The 16,640-nt window shown below is 56.6% G+C and carries 9 protein-coding genes and 5 pseudogenes; 5 read left to right on the top strand and 9 right to left on the bottom strand.

Annotation, left to right across the window (positions count from 1 at the left end; translation table 11 throughout):
• Positions 1 to 353 precede the first annotated feature (353 nt).
• On the bottom strand, positions 354 to 1,613 hold the full coding sequence (locus ATC00_RS00445; RefSeq protein WP_064251615.1) for an MFS transporter: 1,260 nt from the start codon (positions 1,611 to 1,613) through the stop codon (positions 354 to 356).
• Between the two features lie 265 nt (positions 1,614 to 1,878).
• Positions 1,879 to 2,048, bottom strand: a pseudogene (locus ATC00_RS34170) (AAA family ATPase); the annotation flags it as partial.
• A 265-nt stretch (positions 2,049 to 2,313) separates the two neighbouring features.
• On the opposite strand from ATC00_RS34170, the pseudogene ATC00_RS33285 reads away from it, so the two are divergent.
• A pseudogene (locus ATC00_RS33285) lies at positions 2,314 to 2,418 on the top strand (IS110 family transposase); the annotation flags it as partial.
• A 119-nt stretch (positions 2,419 to 2,537) separates the two neighbouring features.
• Here ATC00_RS33285 and ATC00_RS34005 read toward each other — a convergent pair.
• The 4 genes and pseudogenes from ATC00_RS34005 to ATC00_RS34175 all read right to left on the bottom strand — a co-directional run.
• A pseudogene (locus tag ATC00_RS34005) lies at positions 2,538 to 2,846 on the bottom strand (transposase); the annotation flags it as partial.
• Positions 2,847 to 2,921: 75 nt separating this feature from the next.
• Positions 2,922 to 3,758, bottom strand: a complete 837-nt coding sequence (locus ATC00_RS00455) for an SDR family NAD(P)-dependent oxidoreductase (RefSeq protein WP_064251616.1) — start codon at positions 3,756 to 3,758, stop codon at positions 2,922 to 2,924.
• Between the two features lie 74 nt (positions 3,759 to 3,832).
• Positions 3,833 to 10,879 carry a hybrid non-ribosomal peptide synthetase/type I polyketide synthase gene (locus ATC00_RS00460; RefSeq protein WP_064251617.1) on the bottom strand — a complete coding sequence of 2,349 codons (7,047 nt, stop codon included), beginning with the start codon at positions 10,877 to 10,879 and terminating at the stop codon, positions 3,833 to 3,835.
• Between the two features lie 503 nt (positions 10,880 to 11,382).
• Entirely contained in the window at positions 11,383 to 11,613 is a 231-nt protein-coding gene (locus ATC00_RS34175) for a hypothetical protein (protein ID WP_083572138.1), read from the bottom strand.
• A 149-nt stretch (positions 11,614 to 11,762) separates the two neighbouring features.
• Here ATC00_RS34175 and ATC00_RS30635 point away from each other — a divergent pair.
• Positions 11,763 to 12,851 (top strand): annotated as a pseudogene (locus tag ATC00_RS30635) (IS30 family transposase).
• 124 nt (positions 12,852 to 12,975) lie between these two features.
• Here the strand turns inward: ATC00_RS30635 and ATC00_RS30640 are convergent.
• On the bottom strand, positions 12,976 to 13,341 hold the full coding sequence (locus ATC00_RS30640) for an IS3 family transposase (RefSeq protein WP_072642872.1): 366 nt from the start codon (positions 13,339 to 13,341) through the stop codon (positions 12,976 to 12,978).
• Between the two features lie 117 nt (positions 13,342 to 13,458).
• On the bottom strand, positions 13,459 to 13,725 hold the full coding sequence (locus ATC00_RS30645; protein ID WP_327289072.1) for a helix-turn-helix domain-containing protein: 267 nt from the start codon (positions 13,723 to 13,725) through the stop codon (positions 13,459 to 13,461).
• A 222-nt stretch (positions 13,726 to 13,947) separates the two neighbouring features.
• Here ATC00_RS30645 and ATC00_RS00480 point away from each other — a divergent pair, with 222 nt between their 5' ends.
• Complete coding sequence (locus tag ATC00_RS00480) at positions 13,948 to 15,063, top strand: IS110 family RNA-guided transposase (protein WP_082911904.1); 1,116 nt, start codon at positions 13,948 to 13,950, stop codon at positions 15,061 to 15,063.
• Between the two features lie 385 nt (positions 15,064 to 15,448).
• Positions 15,449 to 15,772 (top strand): transposase, encoded by a 324-nt coding sequence (locus tag ATC00_RS00485; RefSeq protein WP_234782219.1) that lies wholly within the window; start codon positions 15,449 to 15,451, stop codon positions 15,770 to 15,772.
• Between the two features lie 136 nt (positions 15,773 to 15,908).
• On the opposite strand, the gene ATC00_RS33135 is transcribed toward ATC00_RS00485, so the two are convergent.
• Positions 15,909 to 16,199, bottom strand: a complete 291-nt coding sequence (locus tag ATC00_RS33135; RefSeq protein WP_173827762.1) for a transposase — start codon at positions 16,197 to 16,199, stop codon at positions 15,909 to 15,911.
• Positions 16,200 to 16,387: 188 nt separating this feature from the next.
• On the opposite strand from ATC00_RS33135, the pseudogene ATC00_RS31865 reads away from it, so the two are divergent.
• Positions 16,388 to 16,541: pseudogene (locus tag ATC00_RS31865) on the top strand (IS630 family transposase); the annotation flags it as partial.
• Positions 16,542 to 16,640: the final 99 nt, after the last annotated feature.

Genomic DNA, 16,640 nt, shown 5'->3' on the forward strand with positions numbered 1-16,640 from the left:
CCGCCGGGCTTTGCCCGCGCAGATATCGCGATTCACCCAATAATTTCAGCAGTTTACCGTTTATGGACGGGCACTAGCTAACAGCTCGCCTCGAGCAAAAAATGCGCTCGCCGGACGCTCACAATTCAGTGCGCTCTTAAGTCCACTCTTAAGAGCGCAGACTCACGCCACACGCGAACTTCGCAATTCAACACCCGCCGGAGGGTTACGTTTCATTGGATGAGTGATGAAGTGCATTCTCAGTTACTTTTTCAATCCAGGACGGCCATTTCCCGGAACGCTGCGAACAGCATCCCTCTATCGCAATTTGGCTTAGACTAGTCCAACCCCCGAGCACGGATGATCTCAACCCGCTACACGTAGGCGTAGCAGCCCCGAAGCTGTAAGCCAGGTGTCGTCTCGGCCACCTCTGTTCGTTCGTGCTGTGTCGTCGCCGTAGGGGGAGGCATTCTCGTGCCGACCGCAAATAGAATTGCACTGGCGGCCGCAAACCCTGCGAAAAGAAGGAACATGCCGGGACCGCCAAGTCCGCCAAGCATGACGCCGCCCAGGGTCGGGCCGACGAAATTGCCGACGGTTGAGAATGAGTGAGCCCCGAAATAACTCCCCCTATTGCGATTATTCGAGATACCGTCAACCAGCAAGTATTCGGATGGGACGACCAGAATCTCGCCGATCGTGAAAACGACCATCGTGATTGCCAAGCTCCAAAATCCCGTGGAGCTCAGGAAACCGATCTCACTCAGAAGGAAGAGCACGCAGCCGATCACGAGGGCATTTAGGGCGCCTGCGCGCTCAATAAATCGCCGCGCGAAAGGATTGCCGATTAGAACAACTGCGCCATTGATCGAAACTAGATAAGCGAAAATCTCCACGCCGCCAGCTACATTGTCCGAAAGATAGGGAGCAAGAGTCGCCGACCATTGACCGTACACGGCAATTAGCAACATGCCGCCACCGACAAAGAAGGCTAAACGCGGATCCCGAAACGCCGCCTTGATGCTCTGAAACACTGGCACCGCCGATGCGGAGGCCTGGTGAACATCCCCTCGATGTAGGGGAACCTGCAACAGATGCAGGGCCACCGCAAATGTCGCATAGACAATGCCGGCAATGATGAAAAGGGTTGTGGATGCAGCGCCTACTGCGATTCCGATGAGCGGACCAACGGCCCAACCGACATTTGAAGCCGTGTAGCGCCAAGAGAAATACTTGAGACGTACCCGTTCAGGACATACGTCACTCATCAGGGCGCGTGAAATCGGCTCATAAATCGCGACGGCGACGGAAGCTACGATCTGAGCGAGGCAGAATGCAAGAACTGTTTCGGCTAGCCCCATACCAACCAAAGCGAAAGCGATGGAAAGGAGGGTAAGCTTCAGCACAGTCTTGCGCCCCGCTCTGTCCGACAGGGATCCTGCGAAGGGGGCAGCAATCGCACCCACCAGGGGACCCGCCCCCAACAGTGCGCCGATCATGGCGGGACCGAGCCCGAATGACTGCTGCAATTTGATGGCGAGGAATGAGAGAGTCATTGCACGCGCGATGGTCACAAGACCAGACCCCGCTATGAGGAACAGCACATAGTTCAGCCGTTGTTTCTTGCACTCCATCGTCGCCCCCAATCTACTGCAAAAATCCCGATTTCTGAATCAATTCTCGCCTGCTCAGCAAAGCGCAGAATAGGGAGTCTTGTGACCGTTACAAATGGCCGGTGTGGGCGGCATAGGGTCACGCGTTCGCATCGGATCTCGGATCGCCGCCCGACTGCGATCTTGCCGGTGCGGTCCGATTGACCGCGCGTTCACGATCTAAACCCCGTACCGTATATCTGTGTCCCTTTAATGTTCAGGGGCCTGTGACCAATCGCGCAGATCAGGCTGGCCCGGTGATGAGAAGTCTGTGTGCTTCCGGATCCAGTCGCAGCGGGCAGGCGCCACGAACAGATTGCGGTCTAGACCGCGTGCAGCCCGGAAGTCGGTATTCTCGGTCTGAGCGTCGTGGCGAAGTTTTGCGCTGCTTGGGCGGGCTTCTAAACGCTTCTGTCGGAGCACTTATATCGCGACATATGTTGAACGGCCATGCCGGCAAGCGCATTTTCAGACATTTCCTCCAGCGCGGTATAAGACCGCTGGCTTCGATGAAATTCGCGATGCGAGGCGCTGATCAATACGACTCGTTGTAAGCACATTGTCGCGCCGGCCTCTCTCTCCTCGGGATTTCGTCCCGTGGGTCATCGTCTAATTGTGCACCTCGCCTCTACCGGCCTCGTGCCGGCGAGTCCGTCCTGGTCGTCGTTCGGCTCAGGCGCGTGCTGCGCCGCGATGGCTAGTCGCCCTTTTGGCGCGGCGGCCTTTCTAGGTCGTCGCGATCGCGCTCGCTAACAAAATGGCGAGGATTATCTGGGCGCTGCTCACCAATGCCAAGGGCGGGACATATCGAAATACTGGTGCGGCAAGCGGCGTTTTGTCGTTTCCCTTAACGCGCTGCAAGACCGACGTCGAGCCACAAACGAGCAGCGAGCGGAGCGTCGGGTTGCCCATTTTAGATACGCCGCCAAGCCGCTCCTTGCCACCGCTTGAATGAGGGTTTGGCGTCAGGCCCAGCCAAGCGGCGAAGTGACGGCCGGAATTGAACCCGCCGGGATTGGGATCAGCGCTTTGACGGAAGCCGCCGTGATCGCTCCGACGCCCGGAATTGGGGTCAGCCGTCGCATGTCCTCGTCGCGCTTCGCCTCGCGGATGCTTCCCTCGTTCGAGCTTGTCGATTTGACGCGTCAGCGCCTCGATCTCTGCGATTTCAGCCAAAGCCGATCGAGCGGCTTTTTTCAGTGCTCTTTCCATCATCCACCAAGGCGATGTTGAATCACCCGCCAAGACCCATGCCACATCACAATTGATTCATTGATCGCAGGACGTGCTCTAGATCATCACCGCACCGCCGGAAACGGAGATTGACAATCCAGTAAGGAAGCTTGCTTCGTCGGAGGCAAGAAACGCCACGAGACTAGCGACGTCGCTGACTGTTCCGAGTCGACCGAGGGGTGTCTCGGCCACCGCCCCAGTAAGCGTCTTGTTTAGACGTTCCTCGACGGTCTCGTTGCTTTCGCGTATACCCTCGGCGATTTTGACCAACCGTTCTGTTTCCACAGTTCCCGGGCAAACAGCATTAACAGTAATTCCCTCAGGAGCAAGCTCATGTGCGAGACATTGGGCCAAGCCGTTCAAGGCAAACTTCGAGGCCGAATACGCAGAGTTACGCGCTTGACCTCGTTTGCCTAAGACGGAAGACATGATGACGATGCGTCCACCACCGCCGCGCGCTAACATATGTCGCGCGACTGCCCGGCAGCATAAGAATGTGCCCTTTACGTTGACGCGCTGAACGAGATCGAAATCCTCCTCCCGAAGATCAATCACCGGAACGCGATCACTGCCCGGATTAGACGCAGCGTTCGCAACGAAGATGTCGATCCGTCCAAGAGCGGCGACGGACTCTTCGATCAGCCGATCAACTGCAGCGGCATCTGATATATCTCCGAAAGTGGCAACCGAGCGTCGGCCCATTGCGCCAATTTCGTCGGCCACTGAGGCTGCACCCCGCCATCCACTTGTCACGGCTTCTGAGCCAGGTGGCCGTCGAGCAGTGACAGCCACATCGGCGCCGTCACGCGCAAACCGAATGGCGATCGCGCGGCCGATTCCGCCCTTGCCCCCGACGCCGGTAACGAGAGCCGACTTGCCGGAAAAATTACACATCGCCGGTTTTCCTTTTCAAAAAAAGCGCGACTGGCCATCTAAAGCTGATGATGACGAAGCGTGCAAGCTATACATCATGCGGGGTTTCGATTGAGATAGGTACTAAGCTTCTTCGCCAGGACACTCACATGCGGCGGACTAATCATCGTGTAATGGTCACCTGGCACCTCGTGAATCTCCAAGCGCCCTCTCAAGAATTGCTTCCATCCGAGATCACCATTTGGTTGATTGGCCGCCATGCGTAGTCCCTTCTTGGCCGCAAAAAGAACGGACCTGCTGCCGTTGCGCCTAGGAATATAATCACGCAATGCATTGCTATTTGCCTCCGCAACTGTAAGAAGATAGTGGAGTTGCGGTTCGCTCATATCTGGAAGATCCCCTGCCTCCTTTCCGAAAGCGAGCAAGGAAGTTACATGCCGGTCGCGCTGGGTGAATTTCAGCTGTCGCCAATGTTTTTTGAGCGCGGGAAAAAGGAGGCTCATTGTGACCGCTTGCTGGCTCAGCCACGCCGGAATGGGTCGATTGCCAAGCAGGCCGTGATAGCGGTCACTTGTGTAATCTTCCTGATTGTGAAGCGCTTTCGCATCGAGCAGACCAAGTATAGTTACCTCATCACCAGTATCACTCAATTGGCAGGCCATTTCCCAAGCAATGCTGCCACCCATGGACAAGCCGACGATTTGGTAAGGGCCGTGTGGTTGTACGCTTTTGATGGCGTCAATATATTCTCGCGCCATCACCGGAATGCTCCGGTGAGGTTTGGCCTCGCCGTTCAGACCGCGTGCCTGCAGGCCGAAGAGCGGCTGCTCCGGGCCTAGCGCTTTAGCCAGAGGCATATAAATCAACGCTTGTCCGCCAATAGGGTGAGGGCAAAACAGAGGCGCGCGAGAGCCGCCGGTCTGAATCGGCACTAAGGCATGCGAACGTGCGTCTCCAAGGGTCTTCGATAGGGCTATTGCAAGCCCTCTTGGTGTCGGATTTTCCAACAGCAGAGAAACAGCCAATTTCTCACCCGTGAGGAGCTCAAGGCGGTTGATGACGCTTAATGAGCTCAATGAATCACCACCAAGATCAAAGAAGCTGTCTGTCATGACAACGTCATTCAAGCCCAGAATGTCCCGATACGTCGCCGCAATTTGGCTATCCAAAGCTGCGTCACCAGACGCATCAGCGACAATGAGACCACGCGCTCCTTCACTTGCCCGATCATCGTCCGCCATTTTCAAATTTGCATTTTGTCTCGGCTCATTCATGGCTACCGCATCAAGCCAGTAACGCTTGCGATCAAAAGGGTAGGCAGGGAGGGGCGTACGCTGCGGCGGTTGTTGGCCATGCAAGCCAGACCAGTCGATCCCAATCCCGGAGGTCCAAAGCTTGCCAAGCGTCTGTAACAGTCTCGCGCGATCGCCTTGCCCTTCGTCGTCTTCCGACAGAGCGGCAAAGGCCTCGAGGCTGGGTAATTTCCTGTTTGCCTTGACCTGCCTGGAATGTCTGGTTAGGGCTGCGCCGGGTCCCATCTCGATAAACAGCTCATGGCCAGATTGCAGCAGCCCATCGAAAGCCCGAAGGAACTGCACTGTCTCGCGGAGATTGCGGACCCAGTAGCCGCTATCGGGCGGTTCCGGTCCAAGCCAGTCACCCGTCACCGTTGACATAAAAGGTACTTGCGGCGCGTGCAACGTGACTTGTTCTGCGTGAGTTCTAAACTCCGGAAGGATTGGATCCAGTAAGCTTGAATGACCGGCATGGCTAACGCTTATTCGTTTGCTGTCAATAGAATTAGCCTGCAGTTGCTCTGCAAACGCTATGATCTCAAACGACGGGCCGGAAACCACGCACTGACGCGGTCCATTTACAGCGGCCAAGGACAGGCTTTCGTTCCAATAGGGCCGAAGCTCTTCAGGTGATAGGCCGACTGCAACGATTCCGCCAGCAGGCACACGGGACGTTAACTGTCCCCTTATCAGTGTCAGTCGAATAGCATCGGGTAACGAAATGATGCCCGCAATATGAGCGGCTGCATACTCTCCGATGCTGTGCCCGATCACAGCTTCTGGGAAAATGCCCCACGAGATGAAGAGCTTCGCCATTGCATATTGCGTAGCAAAGATGACAGGTTGTATGAGTGCTTCGAGCTGAGGCTCACGCCTATCATCAGATTTGATTTCGCGGTAGAGCAGGGGGCGGAAATCAATGTGTGAGAATTCGTTAAGCGACTCTGCGCATTCGTCGATGGCGCTGCGGAATATAAACTCCTGTTGATAAAGCTCCCGACACATTCCGATCTGCTGTGCACCTTGGCCTGAGAACATGAACACACTGCGGCGTTCACTGCTTGACACCTCTCGCGACTCGCCTGCATTCAGTGCCGCCTGATCAAGTTGGTCGGCTAGTCGCATCAGATCGGATTCCACGAAACTTGTGCGATATCTGAGAGCGGCTCGACCGTTTTGCAGGGTGTACGCGATATTTGCTGCGCTGTGCTCAAGGTGGCTTCGCCGCATAAAGCCGGCCAGTTTTCGGAGCATTTCGATTAGCGCAAACCTGCTTGCCCCCGATACTGGAAAGACGTGCAGCCTACGACCGCATTTCTCACCCGTTCGCGGCGGAGCCTCTTCGAGAATCATGTGTGCATTCGTGCCACCAATGCCAAACGAGCTGATCCCACCACGCCTTGGCTCACTACCTTTGGGCCAAGCGGTGCAAGCCTTGCTTACGAACACCGGACTTTCCTGAAAGTCGATGTTTGGGTTGGGCTGATCGAGATGCAGGCTCTCGGGAATGACGCCCTTGTTCAGCATCGTGGCAAGCTTAATCAATCCCGTTACACCCGCCGCGGTGTCGAGATGGCCAACATTTGTCTTCACCGAACCTATTGCGCAGAATTGGTTCCTCGCGGTGTGGGAACGGAAAGCCTTAGTCAGGCCGGAGATTTCGATGGGGTCTCCAAGAGAAGTTCCTGTACCATGCGCCTCCACATAACTAATAGTGTCCGCAGAGACGTCAGCATCGGTTAAGGCGGCTTGGATCACCGCAGCCTGCCCCTCGGCGCTGGGGGCGGTGAAGCCCACCTTGGCGGCGCCATCGTTGTTGATGGCGGTTCCCTTTATGATTGCCCAGATATAATCGCCGTCTCGGCACGCATCGCTCAGCCGCTTGAGCACTACGACCGCAGCCCCACTGCCTCTCACCGTGCCTTGCGCTTTGGCATCAAATGCACGGCAGTGGCCGTCAGGAGAGAAGATGTGGCCTTGTTGATGCACATAGCCTTTTCCATGGGGTAGGGAAATCGATGCACCACCGGCCAGCGCCATGTCGCACTCACGGCGGCGCAGGCTTTGGCACGCGAGGTGGGCAGCAACTAACGAAGTGGAGCAGGCCGTCTGAACTGACACGCAGGGGCCGGTCAAGTTGAGCTTATAGGCGATGCGCGTCGCCGTGAAATCCTGACCATTAAGAATGCGGAGCTGTAACTTCTCTGAATCCAACAGGTCGCCGCCTGCTTCACTTTCAGAGAGATAGTGATTGGCTCCCACGCCGGCGAAGACGCCAACATGGCGTCCTGCCGTCTCATGTGATCCATATCCCCCATGGTCAAGCGCCTGATACGCCGTTTCCAGTAGGATTCGCTGTTGCGGGTCCATCCACGCTGCTTCCTTAGGTGAGATGCCGAAAAACGCTGCATCAAACAGATCAATGCCGCTGAGAACGGCTTCGCGCCTCACATAATTTGGCTTGCAAAAGGTACTGGGATCAATGCCAGCTTCTCGTAATCTCTGTTCATCTAGATCTGCGATGGACTCTATGCCATTGACCAGATTGTGCCAGAATTGGTCGACGTTCTCCGCCCCCGGGAACCTACCCGCCATCCCGATGATCGCAATATCATTGCGGTCTTGTTTGGGCGCGTTTTCGATTGCGGCCAAGCCAACTGGTTTCTTAAAATGTTGGGCACGGCGAGGAGGGGCCTGGATTGCGGCCAAGTGCGCAGCGAGCGCTCTTATGGTGGGTTGGTTAAAAAGATCCACAATCTTGCAATCAATGCCCAATCGATCGTGGATGCGCGCCTGAACCTGGACGATGGCCAGAGAATGTCCCCCAACATCGAAGAAATTATCATCAATGCCAACGGAATCCAGCTTCAGCACGCCCTTCCAGATCTCAGCTACTTCCGTCTGCAACCTGCCAGTCGGAAGAGTTGCGGCCTTTAATTTCGAGGCGTTTCCCGCATCGGGAAGAGCGCGCCGGTCGATCTTGCCACTGGGATTGGTCGGCAGTTGCGGAAGGAACACGAACCGCGAGGGAATCATGAAACCAGGCAGTGCGGCGCGCAGGAAAGCCTGAAGTTCATTAATGTCCTCCGAACTTTCCTGTCGCCTCACCACATAAGCTGTGAGGCTCGCATTTTCGTCGAGACGGTCTGTCAGTATGACGCAGCTTGCTTTGACGTTTTCGTGCTCCATCAGACACTGCTCAATCTCGGCAAGCTCGACCCGCATGCCGCGAAGCTTGACCTGTCCGTCTCTCCGGCCCAGGAACTCAATCATGCCATCTGACCGATAGCGGGCCCGATCCCCAGTTTTGTATAGCCTGGATTCAGGCTCATCATCGAACGGGTTTGCCCGGAAAACCTCGCGCGTAAGTTCATCGCGATTGATGTAGCCGCGGGCTATGCCGACGCCCCCTATGTGAAGTTCACCAATTGCGCCGATCGGTGCCGGATTTCCATAGCGATCAAGGATGTAAGCCTGGGTATTGCTGGCGGGGCGCCCAATGGGTGGTTTTCGCCCGTCGGCTCTCACCTCGGTCCTTATGCAGTAAACGGTCGTTTCAGTTGGCCCGTAGGAATTGAAGATGCGGCGCTTTTCGCCCCATCGTTCAATAAGACTCAACGGCAAGGGCTCTCCGCCTGACTTGATCACAGTCAGATCAGGAAGATCAGTCGACGGTAAGGAGCTCCACACTGTCGGTGTGAGTCCCGCAGCAGTGATGCGCTCACGAAGCATGAACTGGACAAGCTCTGTGCCAGGCAGCGACGCTGATGGGGGCGCCAAGCACAATCGACCACCAGAAGAAAAAGCCAGCATAAAATCAAACAATGATGCGTCAAATCCGCAGGAAGCGAATTGCAATACCCGGCTATCCGGCCCCATCTGATAAGTGTGTTTTAGATCCTCGGCCATGTTGCAGGCGCTGCGATGTTCAATCATCACGCCTTTCGGCTGACCCGTGGAGCCGGATGTATAGATCACATAGGCTAAATCGGAAGGACCGGCGAGACTGTGGGGGGGCAAGACTTGATGCAAAGCAATTTCGGTACGGTCCCTGTCGATGAGAACCACCGCGCATCCATTCGCGCTTTCTATATGTAAGTCCGATGAGTCTTCCCCGAACGCCTGCTCTTTTAGCTCAGATTTGGTGATGACCATAGTCGCGCCTGCATCACGCAACATAAAACGCAGACGCTGGGCAGGGAGGCGCGGGTCGAGGGGAAGATAGACAGCCCCCGCCTTTAAGATCGCTAGAAATCCGGCAACGAGATCGCACGAGCGCTCAAGGAGAATCCCAACGACGTCTCCCAACCTGATACCTTTTGCAATCAGATGACGGGCAAGCCTGTTTGCCCTTTGATCAAGTTCGGCATAGCTCAGCACCTCCGATGGGCAGGTGACCGCGATATTGTCCGGATAAGTGGCAACGTTCGCTTCGATGAGGTTGTGCAGGCAGGTGTCGGGCGAAAAAACTGAAGCTGTGTCGTTAAAAGTCTTCAGGAGCTGGTGCTCCTCCACTGGCGACAGAAAACTATATTCGCCTATTCGTCGAGCTGGCGCATCTGCTATCACCTCAAGCAAAGATTGATAATGCTTCGCCAGCCTCTCGATGGTGCAAGAGTCCCACAAGTCCACATTATATACGGCGTAAAGACGGATAGTCTCTTTGCTGGCAAGAATTCGAAAATCAAGATCGATCCATACATCGGTCTCGCAAAATCGAATTTGCGCAGGCAAGCCGGACAGGTTGAACTCGCATGGCGTGAAGCCAAGAGAGCTCACCCCTTCCGGGGTGAAGTTGAAAACTGCTTGTGCCAGCGGATTGCGAGCAGGTGTGAGGGGAAGTTTGAGTTTCTCCAGTAGCAGGGGAAGAGGAAAATACTCGTGGCTGCGCGCGCAGCGCATTAGGTCACGCACCCTCTGCAGAAGGTCGAGGAAAGTCGGATTTCCGGAAAGGTCCTGACGTAGGGCCGCCAGGGTCACAAAGTAGCCGATGGTCCCCGAAAAATCTTCTGCCGGTCGACCGAGGCGTGGCACGTAAACCGTGAGGTCGTCTTGGTCGCAATAACGATGTAGCAGAACGTAATAGACAGCCAGCAGCACTGTGGCGAGCGTTACTTTTTCCTGCTGCGCCAGTTGCTCCAAGCGCGCGACCAGAGGCTTATCAATATCCAGGGAGAAAACTGACCCCGTGTGCGTCGCGGGCTCAGTTCGTGGTTTGTCCGTCGGAAGGGCCAAGTCGGGCTCATGACGGACAAATTGGCTGCGCCAGTACGCCCACATGCGTTCTCCGTCGCTAGCAAGGAGTCGCTCCTGCCAGGCAACGAAGTCTCCGTAAGAAGCTGGCTTTGCCAGATCCGATATTTCTGTGTTGCCGCAAAACGCCTGGTAGAACCTGCCGAACTCGTGCAGGAAAGTGCGAATGCTGTAGGCGTCGGAAATGATATGATGGAAATTGAGGAGAAGAACCTCTTCCGTGGCGTCGGTGATGAACAAGTGAGCGCGAAACACCGGCCCATGTTCCAGATCGAAAGGCGAGCGAGCTTCCGCAGCGATAGAGCGATGCAAGTCAGCCCCTTCGTGACCTTGTAGCCGAACGACATGAAGACTCAGACAGGCTGTCTCATGAATGAGCTGAACTACGTTCTCGCCTTCTTGGTGGAAGGTCGTGCGTAGCATTTCATGGCGGTCGATCAATGATTGGAGCGCGCGCCTTAGCGCTTCAATGTCGAATCGCGCCTTAATGCGCAGTTCTACAGGTAGATTATATTCGCTACCGGTCGGGCGTCTTTTATGGTGTATCCAAAGGCCCATCTGGCCATGTGATAGTGGACAGGCAACATGATCCATCGGAGGTTCCTTCGGTCGCATCTTTTCGCAGAGAACTGTACACACTTTCCTATTGTGGTTGGTTGAAACTTTCTTTCAATTATCGTGTATAAAACATAAAATTCGATCCAATATATTAGACATCAGTTTGTATTGAAACGTTTTTTCGAAGAGGACGATAACAATTCTGTAACGAAAAAATACCAAATATACTCTATCGATTAGTAGTGCCCAGGGTGAAAGAGGTTGACCAAATCATGATTCATGATGGCGGAAGGATTTCGCCATGGGAACAGCCCTGAGGATCAGCCAGGACTGTACGGCGGCTAAATTGCGTCGGCGGGGGAGCCGGGATTCGGATTGGTCCCGCCGGCTGCTTACTTTGTCCGTCATTTACGAGGGCGGGAGCCAGGCGACGTCGATTGGCGGTGTGGGTGGTTTGCATCCGCGATCGGATTGAGCGTTTCAATCCGCACGGTCCTGATGGCCTGAAGACAGGGAAGGTGAAGGACCGGGAGCCCTTGCTAAACGACAAGCAGCGCAAGGCGCTTTTGGAAACGGCGGGACGGCGTCACCGCATTTATGGAGGTCTGCCGGATGTGTTTGATCCTCGAACTGTTTGGGGCTAGCCGAGCGCTGAAACGGAGCCGGCGCTTGTTGTAGACCTCCTCAACGAAGTGGGGAAGATGTTCAGTGATGTCCCCGAAGGTTTCGAATGCCATCGGATAGACCGCGTCGACCTTCAGCGTTTTCATGAAGCTCTCGGCCTTGGCGTTGTAGTAAGGGTTTCCCCAGTGACCCATCGAAATTAGCCCGTTGGCGGCCAGTGTCTCGCGGTAGAGCTCGGCAGCATACTGGGCAGATCCAACCGGTCGTCGCAACACCTTTGAATTTGGTGGTTGCGATGCAGTCGAGAAAACGGCGCTCGGCTCGATGCACGCGAAGCAAGCTGATTTCAACCGGGCCGCCATCAGCGTGGCAGCGCGAGAATCTCTGCCGCTTCTGGCGAGCAATTGCGTCTGGTATGACGAGCGAGGATGCCGGCGTTTACGCGGGCGTATCGCCGGTCGTGCGGGTGCGCTGGTTTCGAGGAGCTGGAGGAATGCCACCCACACACCTTGCACCTTCTGCGAAGCCGATGAGCAATCGCTAACTGACATTCCAAGAGCGTGAAGAGATCGCGCTCGAGTTTACCAGGCAGGAATTCGAACTATTGTCCGTAAGCTCAATCGGTCACCAAGAAATACGCCGGAACGCTGCGACGCGGAGCGGGAGTTTTGATTACAAGGCAAGCACGGCACGGTGGCATGCCGATCGGGCAGCTCAGCGACCGAAGACAAGTAAGCTTTCAGCCAACGCAGCGCTGAATTATGTACAGGAGCGCTTGGCCGGCAAGGTCAGCGCTCCCGCTGGCGTCAGCTTCTGCGGCCCCGACGTTGTATGGAGGGGACGGCGCGCAGTTCACAGTCGGAGCCGGCGATGGTCGAACGCCTGGAGCCCTGAGCAGATCGCACACCGGCTTCGGTTCGACTTTCCCGAGGATCCAAACATGCGCATCAGTCACGAGGCGATCTATCAAGCTCTATATATCCAGGGAAGCGGAGCGCTGCGCCGTGAATTCAGTGCTTGTTTGCAAACTGGTCGAGCGCTTTGCCCTCCTCGGGAACGAGGACGCATTCGTGAAAAGTCTTTCATCGGCGAGACAATCATGATCAGCGAAAGACCGCCGGTGATTGAGGATCGAGTATGCCGGGACACTGGGAAGGGGATCTCATTCTTGGTCTTGGAAGCTCTGCGATCGGTACGCTTGTTGAGAGGGCATCGCGCTCCCCGAGGCACCGATCTTGGCCGGTTTGCCCCGAGCGGACTCGAAGCTATGGCTCACTCGCTCAATACGCGGCCGCAAAAAGCACTGGGCTGGAAAACACCGGCCGAAAAGTTCGACCAATTACTGGAAGATGCTAACTTGGACGCTGTTGCGACGACCGGTTAAATCTGCTCTGCGAGCCGCAGTCCGAATGGTGGACCACGCGGTGCGGCGGCCTTCTTCTGTCAATGGCCGCCTTAGCCACCGTCAGCCGTGCGTCGATCGACCGTACCGATGGCATAACCGACGATCAACCGCGACCAGGCATCGAGGATGGTGGCGGATGAAACGCGCCGGCAAGGAGACGTGGTGATGTCGCTGACCCAAAGTTGGTTGGGCCGCTCGGCGCCAAGTTCGCGAAGATCGGGCCGTCGTGGTCACTGTCGGTCGTGGCGATGAAACGTCGCCTGATCTTCGGACGCAGATCGTGTTCGCGTATAAGGCGGCGAATCTTCTTGTGGTTCACGACAATACCCTGCTGCGGCAGGGCCGCACCGATGCGGCGATAGCCGTAGAACTCGAATTCGTCGCAGATCGCGAACATCGCTTCGACGATCGCGGTGTCGTCGGCCAGCCCTTCTGGGCGGTCATAATAAGTGGAGCGCGCGATTCCCATCAGCCGGCATCCTTCCGCGACGGAGATGCCGCGCGGCCGGTGATGACGGACGTAGTCCCGCTTTTCGGCGGCGGTGCGTTTTTCAGTGCCCCCTTTAGGAACTCCAACTCCAGAGGCCTACCTGCCGACTAGTCTATGCCGCTCCAGCGCCACGATCCGCGTCTCGTATACCTGGAGGAGGTCGACTGCCTGCGCATCCTCGTCAACTGCACCTTGCTCGTACTTCTGAACCCAAATGCGGATATGATTACGCGACACGTCGTGGCGTTTTGCCAGACCACCCAGCGTTTCGCCGGCGAGAAATTCCTGCGCGACCTGACTTTTGAATTCGACGCTGTGACTCTGCCACGGGTCTTCTTGCCGAAAACCCGGTAGGCCGGTCAATTCCTCATCCCGATCTGTCCACCCCAAGGGGCGCACTCCACCTTTTGGGGAAATTTCAGGCGGCATTGACACCGGCCTCTCCCAGCCCGATCACGTGAGAGCTGTTCTTGCCAATGGTAAGACCGTATGTCCGTCTTCGTGCCTGAGGTGGCTCGCCCTACACTGGTCTTCCGAGGGTTGCTCGGACAGGCCGAGCCGATCCTCATCACAGGAGGACGAGCCGTGGCAGATTATAGAGAAGCTTTTATAGGAATCGATGTCGCCAAACTGAAGAACGCGATCGCTGTCGCTGAATCCGGCCGGGAGGGAGAGACCCGCTTTTGGGGTGAGGTTGACGCATCGGATGCCAGCATGCGCCGCATCATCCAGCGGATAGCCGCAAAGTTTGACCGCGTGCATTTCTGCTATGAGGCCGGCCCGACCGGCTACGGCCTGCATCGATTGATCCGATCGCTTGGCCATGAATGTGTGGTGGTCGCTCCATCATTGATCCCCAGGAAGCCAGGCGACAGAGTAAAGACCAATCGTCGAGATGCCCTCGCGCTCGCCCGGCTATTGAGGGCCGGCGAGCTCACGGCAGTGTGGGTTCCTGATGAGGGCCATGAGGCGATGCGCGACCTCGTTCGCGCTCGAGCTGCTGCTGTCGAGACGTTGCGGGTTCACCGACAACAGATCAGTGCCTTTATGCTCAAACACAGTCGCATCTATCCACGCAAGAAGGGCTGGACGATGCGATACCTGCGCTGGCTGCAGGAGCAACAGTTCGATCATCCGGCGCATCAGATTGCGTTGCAGGAAATGGTCGAGGCGGTGCGCGTCTCGAAAGAGCGCGTCGAACGACTGGAGAAGGTGATCGAGGAGTTCGTCCCAACCTGGTCGCTGGCGCCGGTCATTCGAGCGCTGCAGACCCTGCGAGGGGTCGACCTGATCGTCGCCGTTACATTCGCCACGGAGGTCGGCGACGTGAGCCGATTTGAGAGCCCTCGCCAACTGATGGGCTATCTCGGCCTGGTCCCTGGTGAGCGATCAACGGGTGAGACGGTCAGACGGGGCTCGATCACCAAGGCCGGCAACGGTCGGGTTCGGCACATGCTGGTCGAGAGCGCCTGGACCTATCGGCATCCGCCGAAGGTCGGCACGAGAAAGCTCTACCTCATGGAGCAAGCCCCATCGAAAGTTCGAGAGATTGCATGGAAGGCTCAGAGCCGGCTGACATCTCGATATCGAATGCTCGCCACTCGGGGAAAGCGAACGACAGTGGTTTGCACCGCCATTGCCCGCGAGCTGACCGGCTTCATGTGGGCTGTTGCAAGGGAGGCGCAGGCGATCAAATCATAAGTCGCCGAAGCGAACTTGCACCTCGCGCATGGGCGGAGGCGGGACAACGGCAGGGGAACACCCGTCAGACGCTTTGTGGCCGGCAATTGACCGACGCCCGTAGTAAGATCGGAACAGCCCCGGACGCACAATCGGGAATGCGGTCCAACCCGCGCATCAGAGCTTGATCACCGACGTCCTTCAGTTCCGCCTCCACCCATACGCGATCATCATCATGAACAGCCGTTCGTTTGGACGGTCGGTTCCTCGTGCCCAAAGCATTGACAACGGTGTATTGACCCCGTCTGGCGATAGCGGGTTATCGGGCTTATTCGTGTGAGCTCACGGAATGAGCTTGGTATGAATTGCTATGTCTGAACCTATGTCCGAACATAGAACGTTCCATATGATCGAAGCCGTTGCGGGTCGTCTGGAGGGCGCGCCGCGAGAGGTTCGACGCTGGTCAGATGCGTTCAAAGCTCAGGCGGTAGCCGAGAGCATGGAGCCCGGTGCGAGCGTTTCGGCGATAGCGAGGCGCATAGGGATCGACCCATCGCAGTTGTTCACATGGCGGCGCAATGCCCGTCTGAAAGCGGAGGCCGTTGTCGATACGGCTCGGGGCGAAAGCTCCACTGCGGACATCATGATCGGCGACGCTGTGATCCGCGTGAATGTCGGGATCGACGAGTCCCATCTCGTCAGGCTGATCCGCGCGGTACGCTCTGCATGATCCCGGCTGGTACGAAGGTCTTCTTGGCCAGTCATCCCGTCGACTTCCGCAACTGTGCGGCGACGATAATTTTGCGGAGCCGAAGGCACTGATAGACGCATTGTCGGGCTTATCCATCGCTCCACATAACACTGCACTATCGTGTGGCAAGCATCGCGATCAGTTTATTCGGCGGGCGGAATTTGCCTGGCTTGATGCCGAGCAGCGCCACCGGCAACAACGTCACGCCTGATCCACCCGGCGGCCTGTTATCCCGGCCAAGCTTCTTGCGCCAGGTGTAAATTTGCTGCGGGAGGATGTCGTGCCGGCGGGCAATCTCGGCGATGCAAGAGCCGCTCGTCTCCACCTCGTCAAGAATCCGAAGGTTGTCCTCATGCGTCCAGAGACGGCGGCGCTCGACGCCCGTCAGAATCTCAACTCGCCCCATAAGTTCACCCTTGGCGACGTCGCTAACTACGGAATTAGCGACGTAACTTCAGCGCACTGGGCAAATTCTCAAAGGCTGCTTCACCGGACGCTTACCTTACTGCCAATGTCGATGCCGATTTGCTTGATCTGTCTCTGTCTTGTTGCACCGCAGAAGCGTATTCGCCGTGAAGGAGGCGAACCATCCCACAAGACGAGGCCCGCATCGGCCAGAAGAACAAGATCAACCGTCGATGGGCCAAGCGCGGAACACGACCCTCTGCGCGGCACGATCAGCGCACGAGGTCGGCGTATATTCGGTGCGATTTGCCCGAAGTTCGGCAAGGCCGCCGCACTCGTCATGGCGTGGTGCGACATGAACCGTACGCATCCGAGGAGGGCCGCCTTGCTGAGAAGTGAGGCGAACTGGATGTTCTGTCTATATGGACGTCAATATAGACAG

It is taken from the genome of Sinorhizobium americanum (genome assembly GCF_001651855.1).
In the GTDB taxonomy this organism is placed as follows: Bacteria; Pseudomonadota; Alphaproteobacteria; order Rhizobiales; family Rhizobiaceae; genus Sinorhizobium; species Sinorhizobium americanum.

Bases quoted from the DNA above. Each gene is read 5' to 3' on its own strand.
- ATC00_RS00460 (WP_064251617.1), bottom strand. From the start codon at position 10,879: ATGGATCATGTTGCCTGTCCACTATCACATGGCCAGATGGGCCTTTGG.
- ATC00_RS00485 (WP_234782219.1), top strand. From the start codon at position 15,449: ATGATCGAAGCCGTTGCGGGTCGTCTGGAGGGCGCGCCGCGAGAGGTT.
- ATC00_RS00445 (WP_064251615.1), bottom strand. From the start codon at position 1,613: ATGGAGTGCAAGAAACAACGGCTGAACTATGTGCTGTTCCTCATAGCG.
- ATC00_RS33135 (WP_173827762.1), bottom strand. From the start codon at position 16,199: ATGGGGCGAGTTGAGATTCTGACGGGCGTCGAGCGCCGCCGTCTCTGG.
- ATC00_RS00455 (WP_064251616.1), bottom strand. From the start codon at position 3,758: ATGTGTAATTTTTCCGGCAAGTCGGCTCTCGTTACCGGCGTCGGGGGC.
- ATC00_RS30640 (WP_072642872.1), bottom strand. From the start codon at position 13,341: ATGGGAATCGCGCGCTCCACTTATTATGACCGCCCAGAAGGGCTGGCC.
- ATC00_RS34175 (WP_083572138.1), bottom strand. From the start codon at position 11,613: ATGAAAACGCTGAAGGTCGACGCGGTCTATCCGATGGCATTCGAAACC.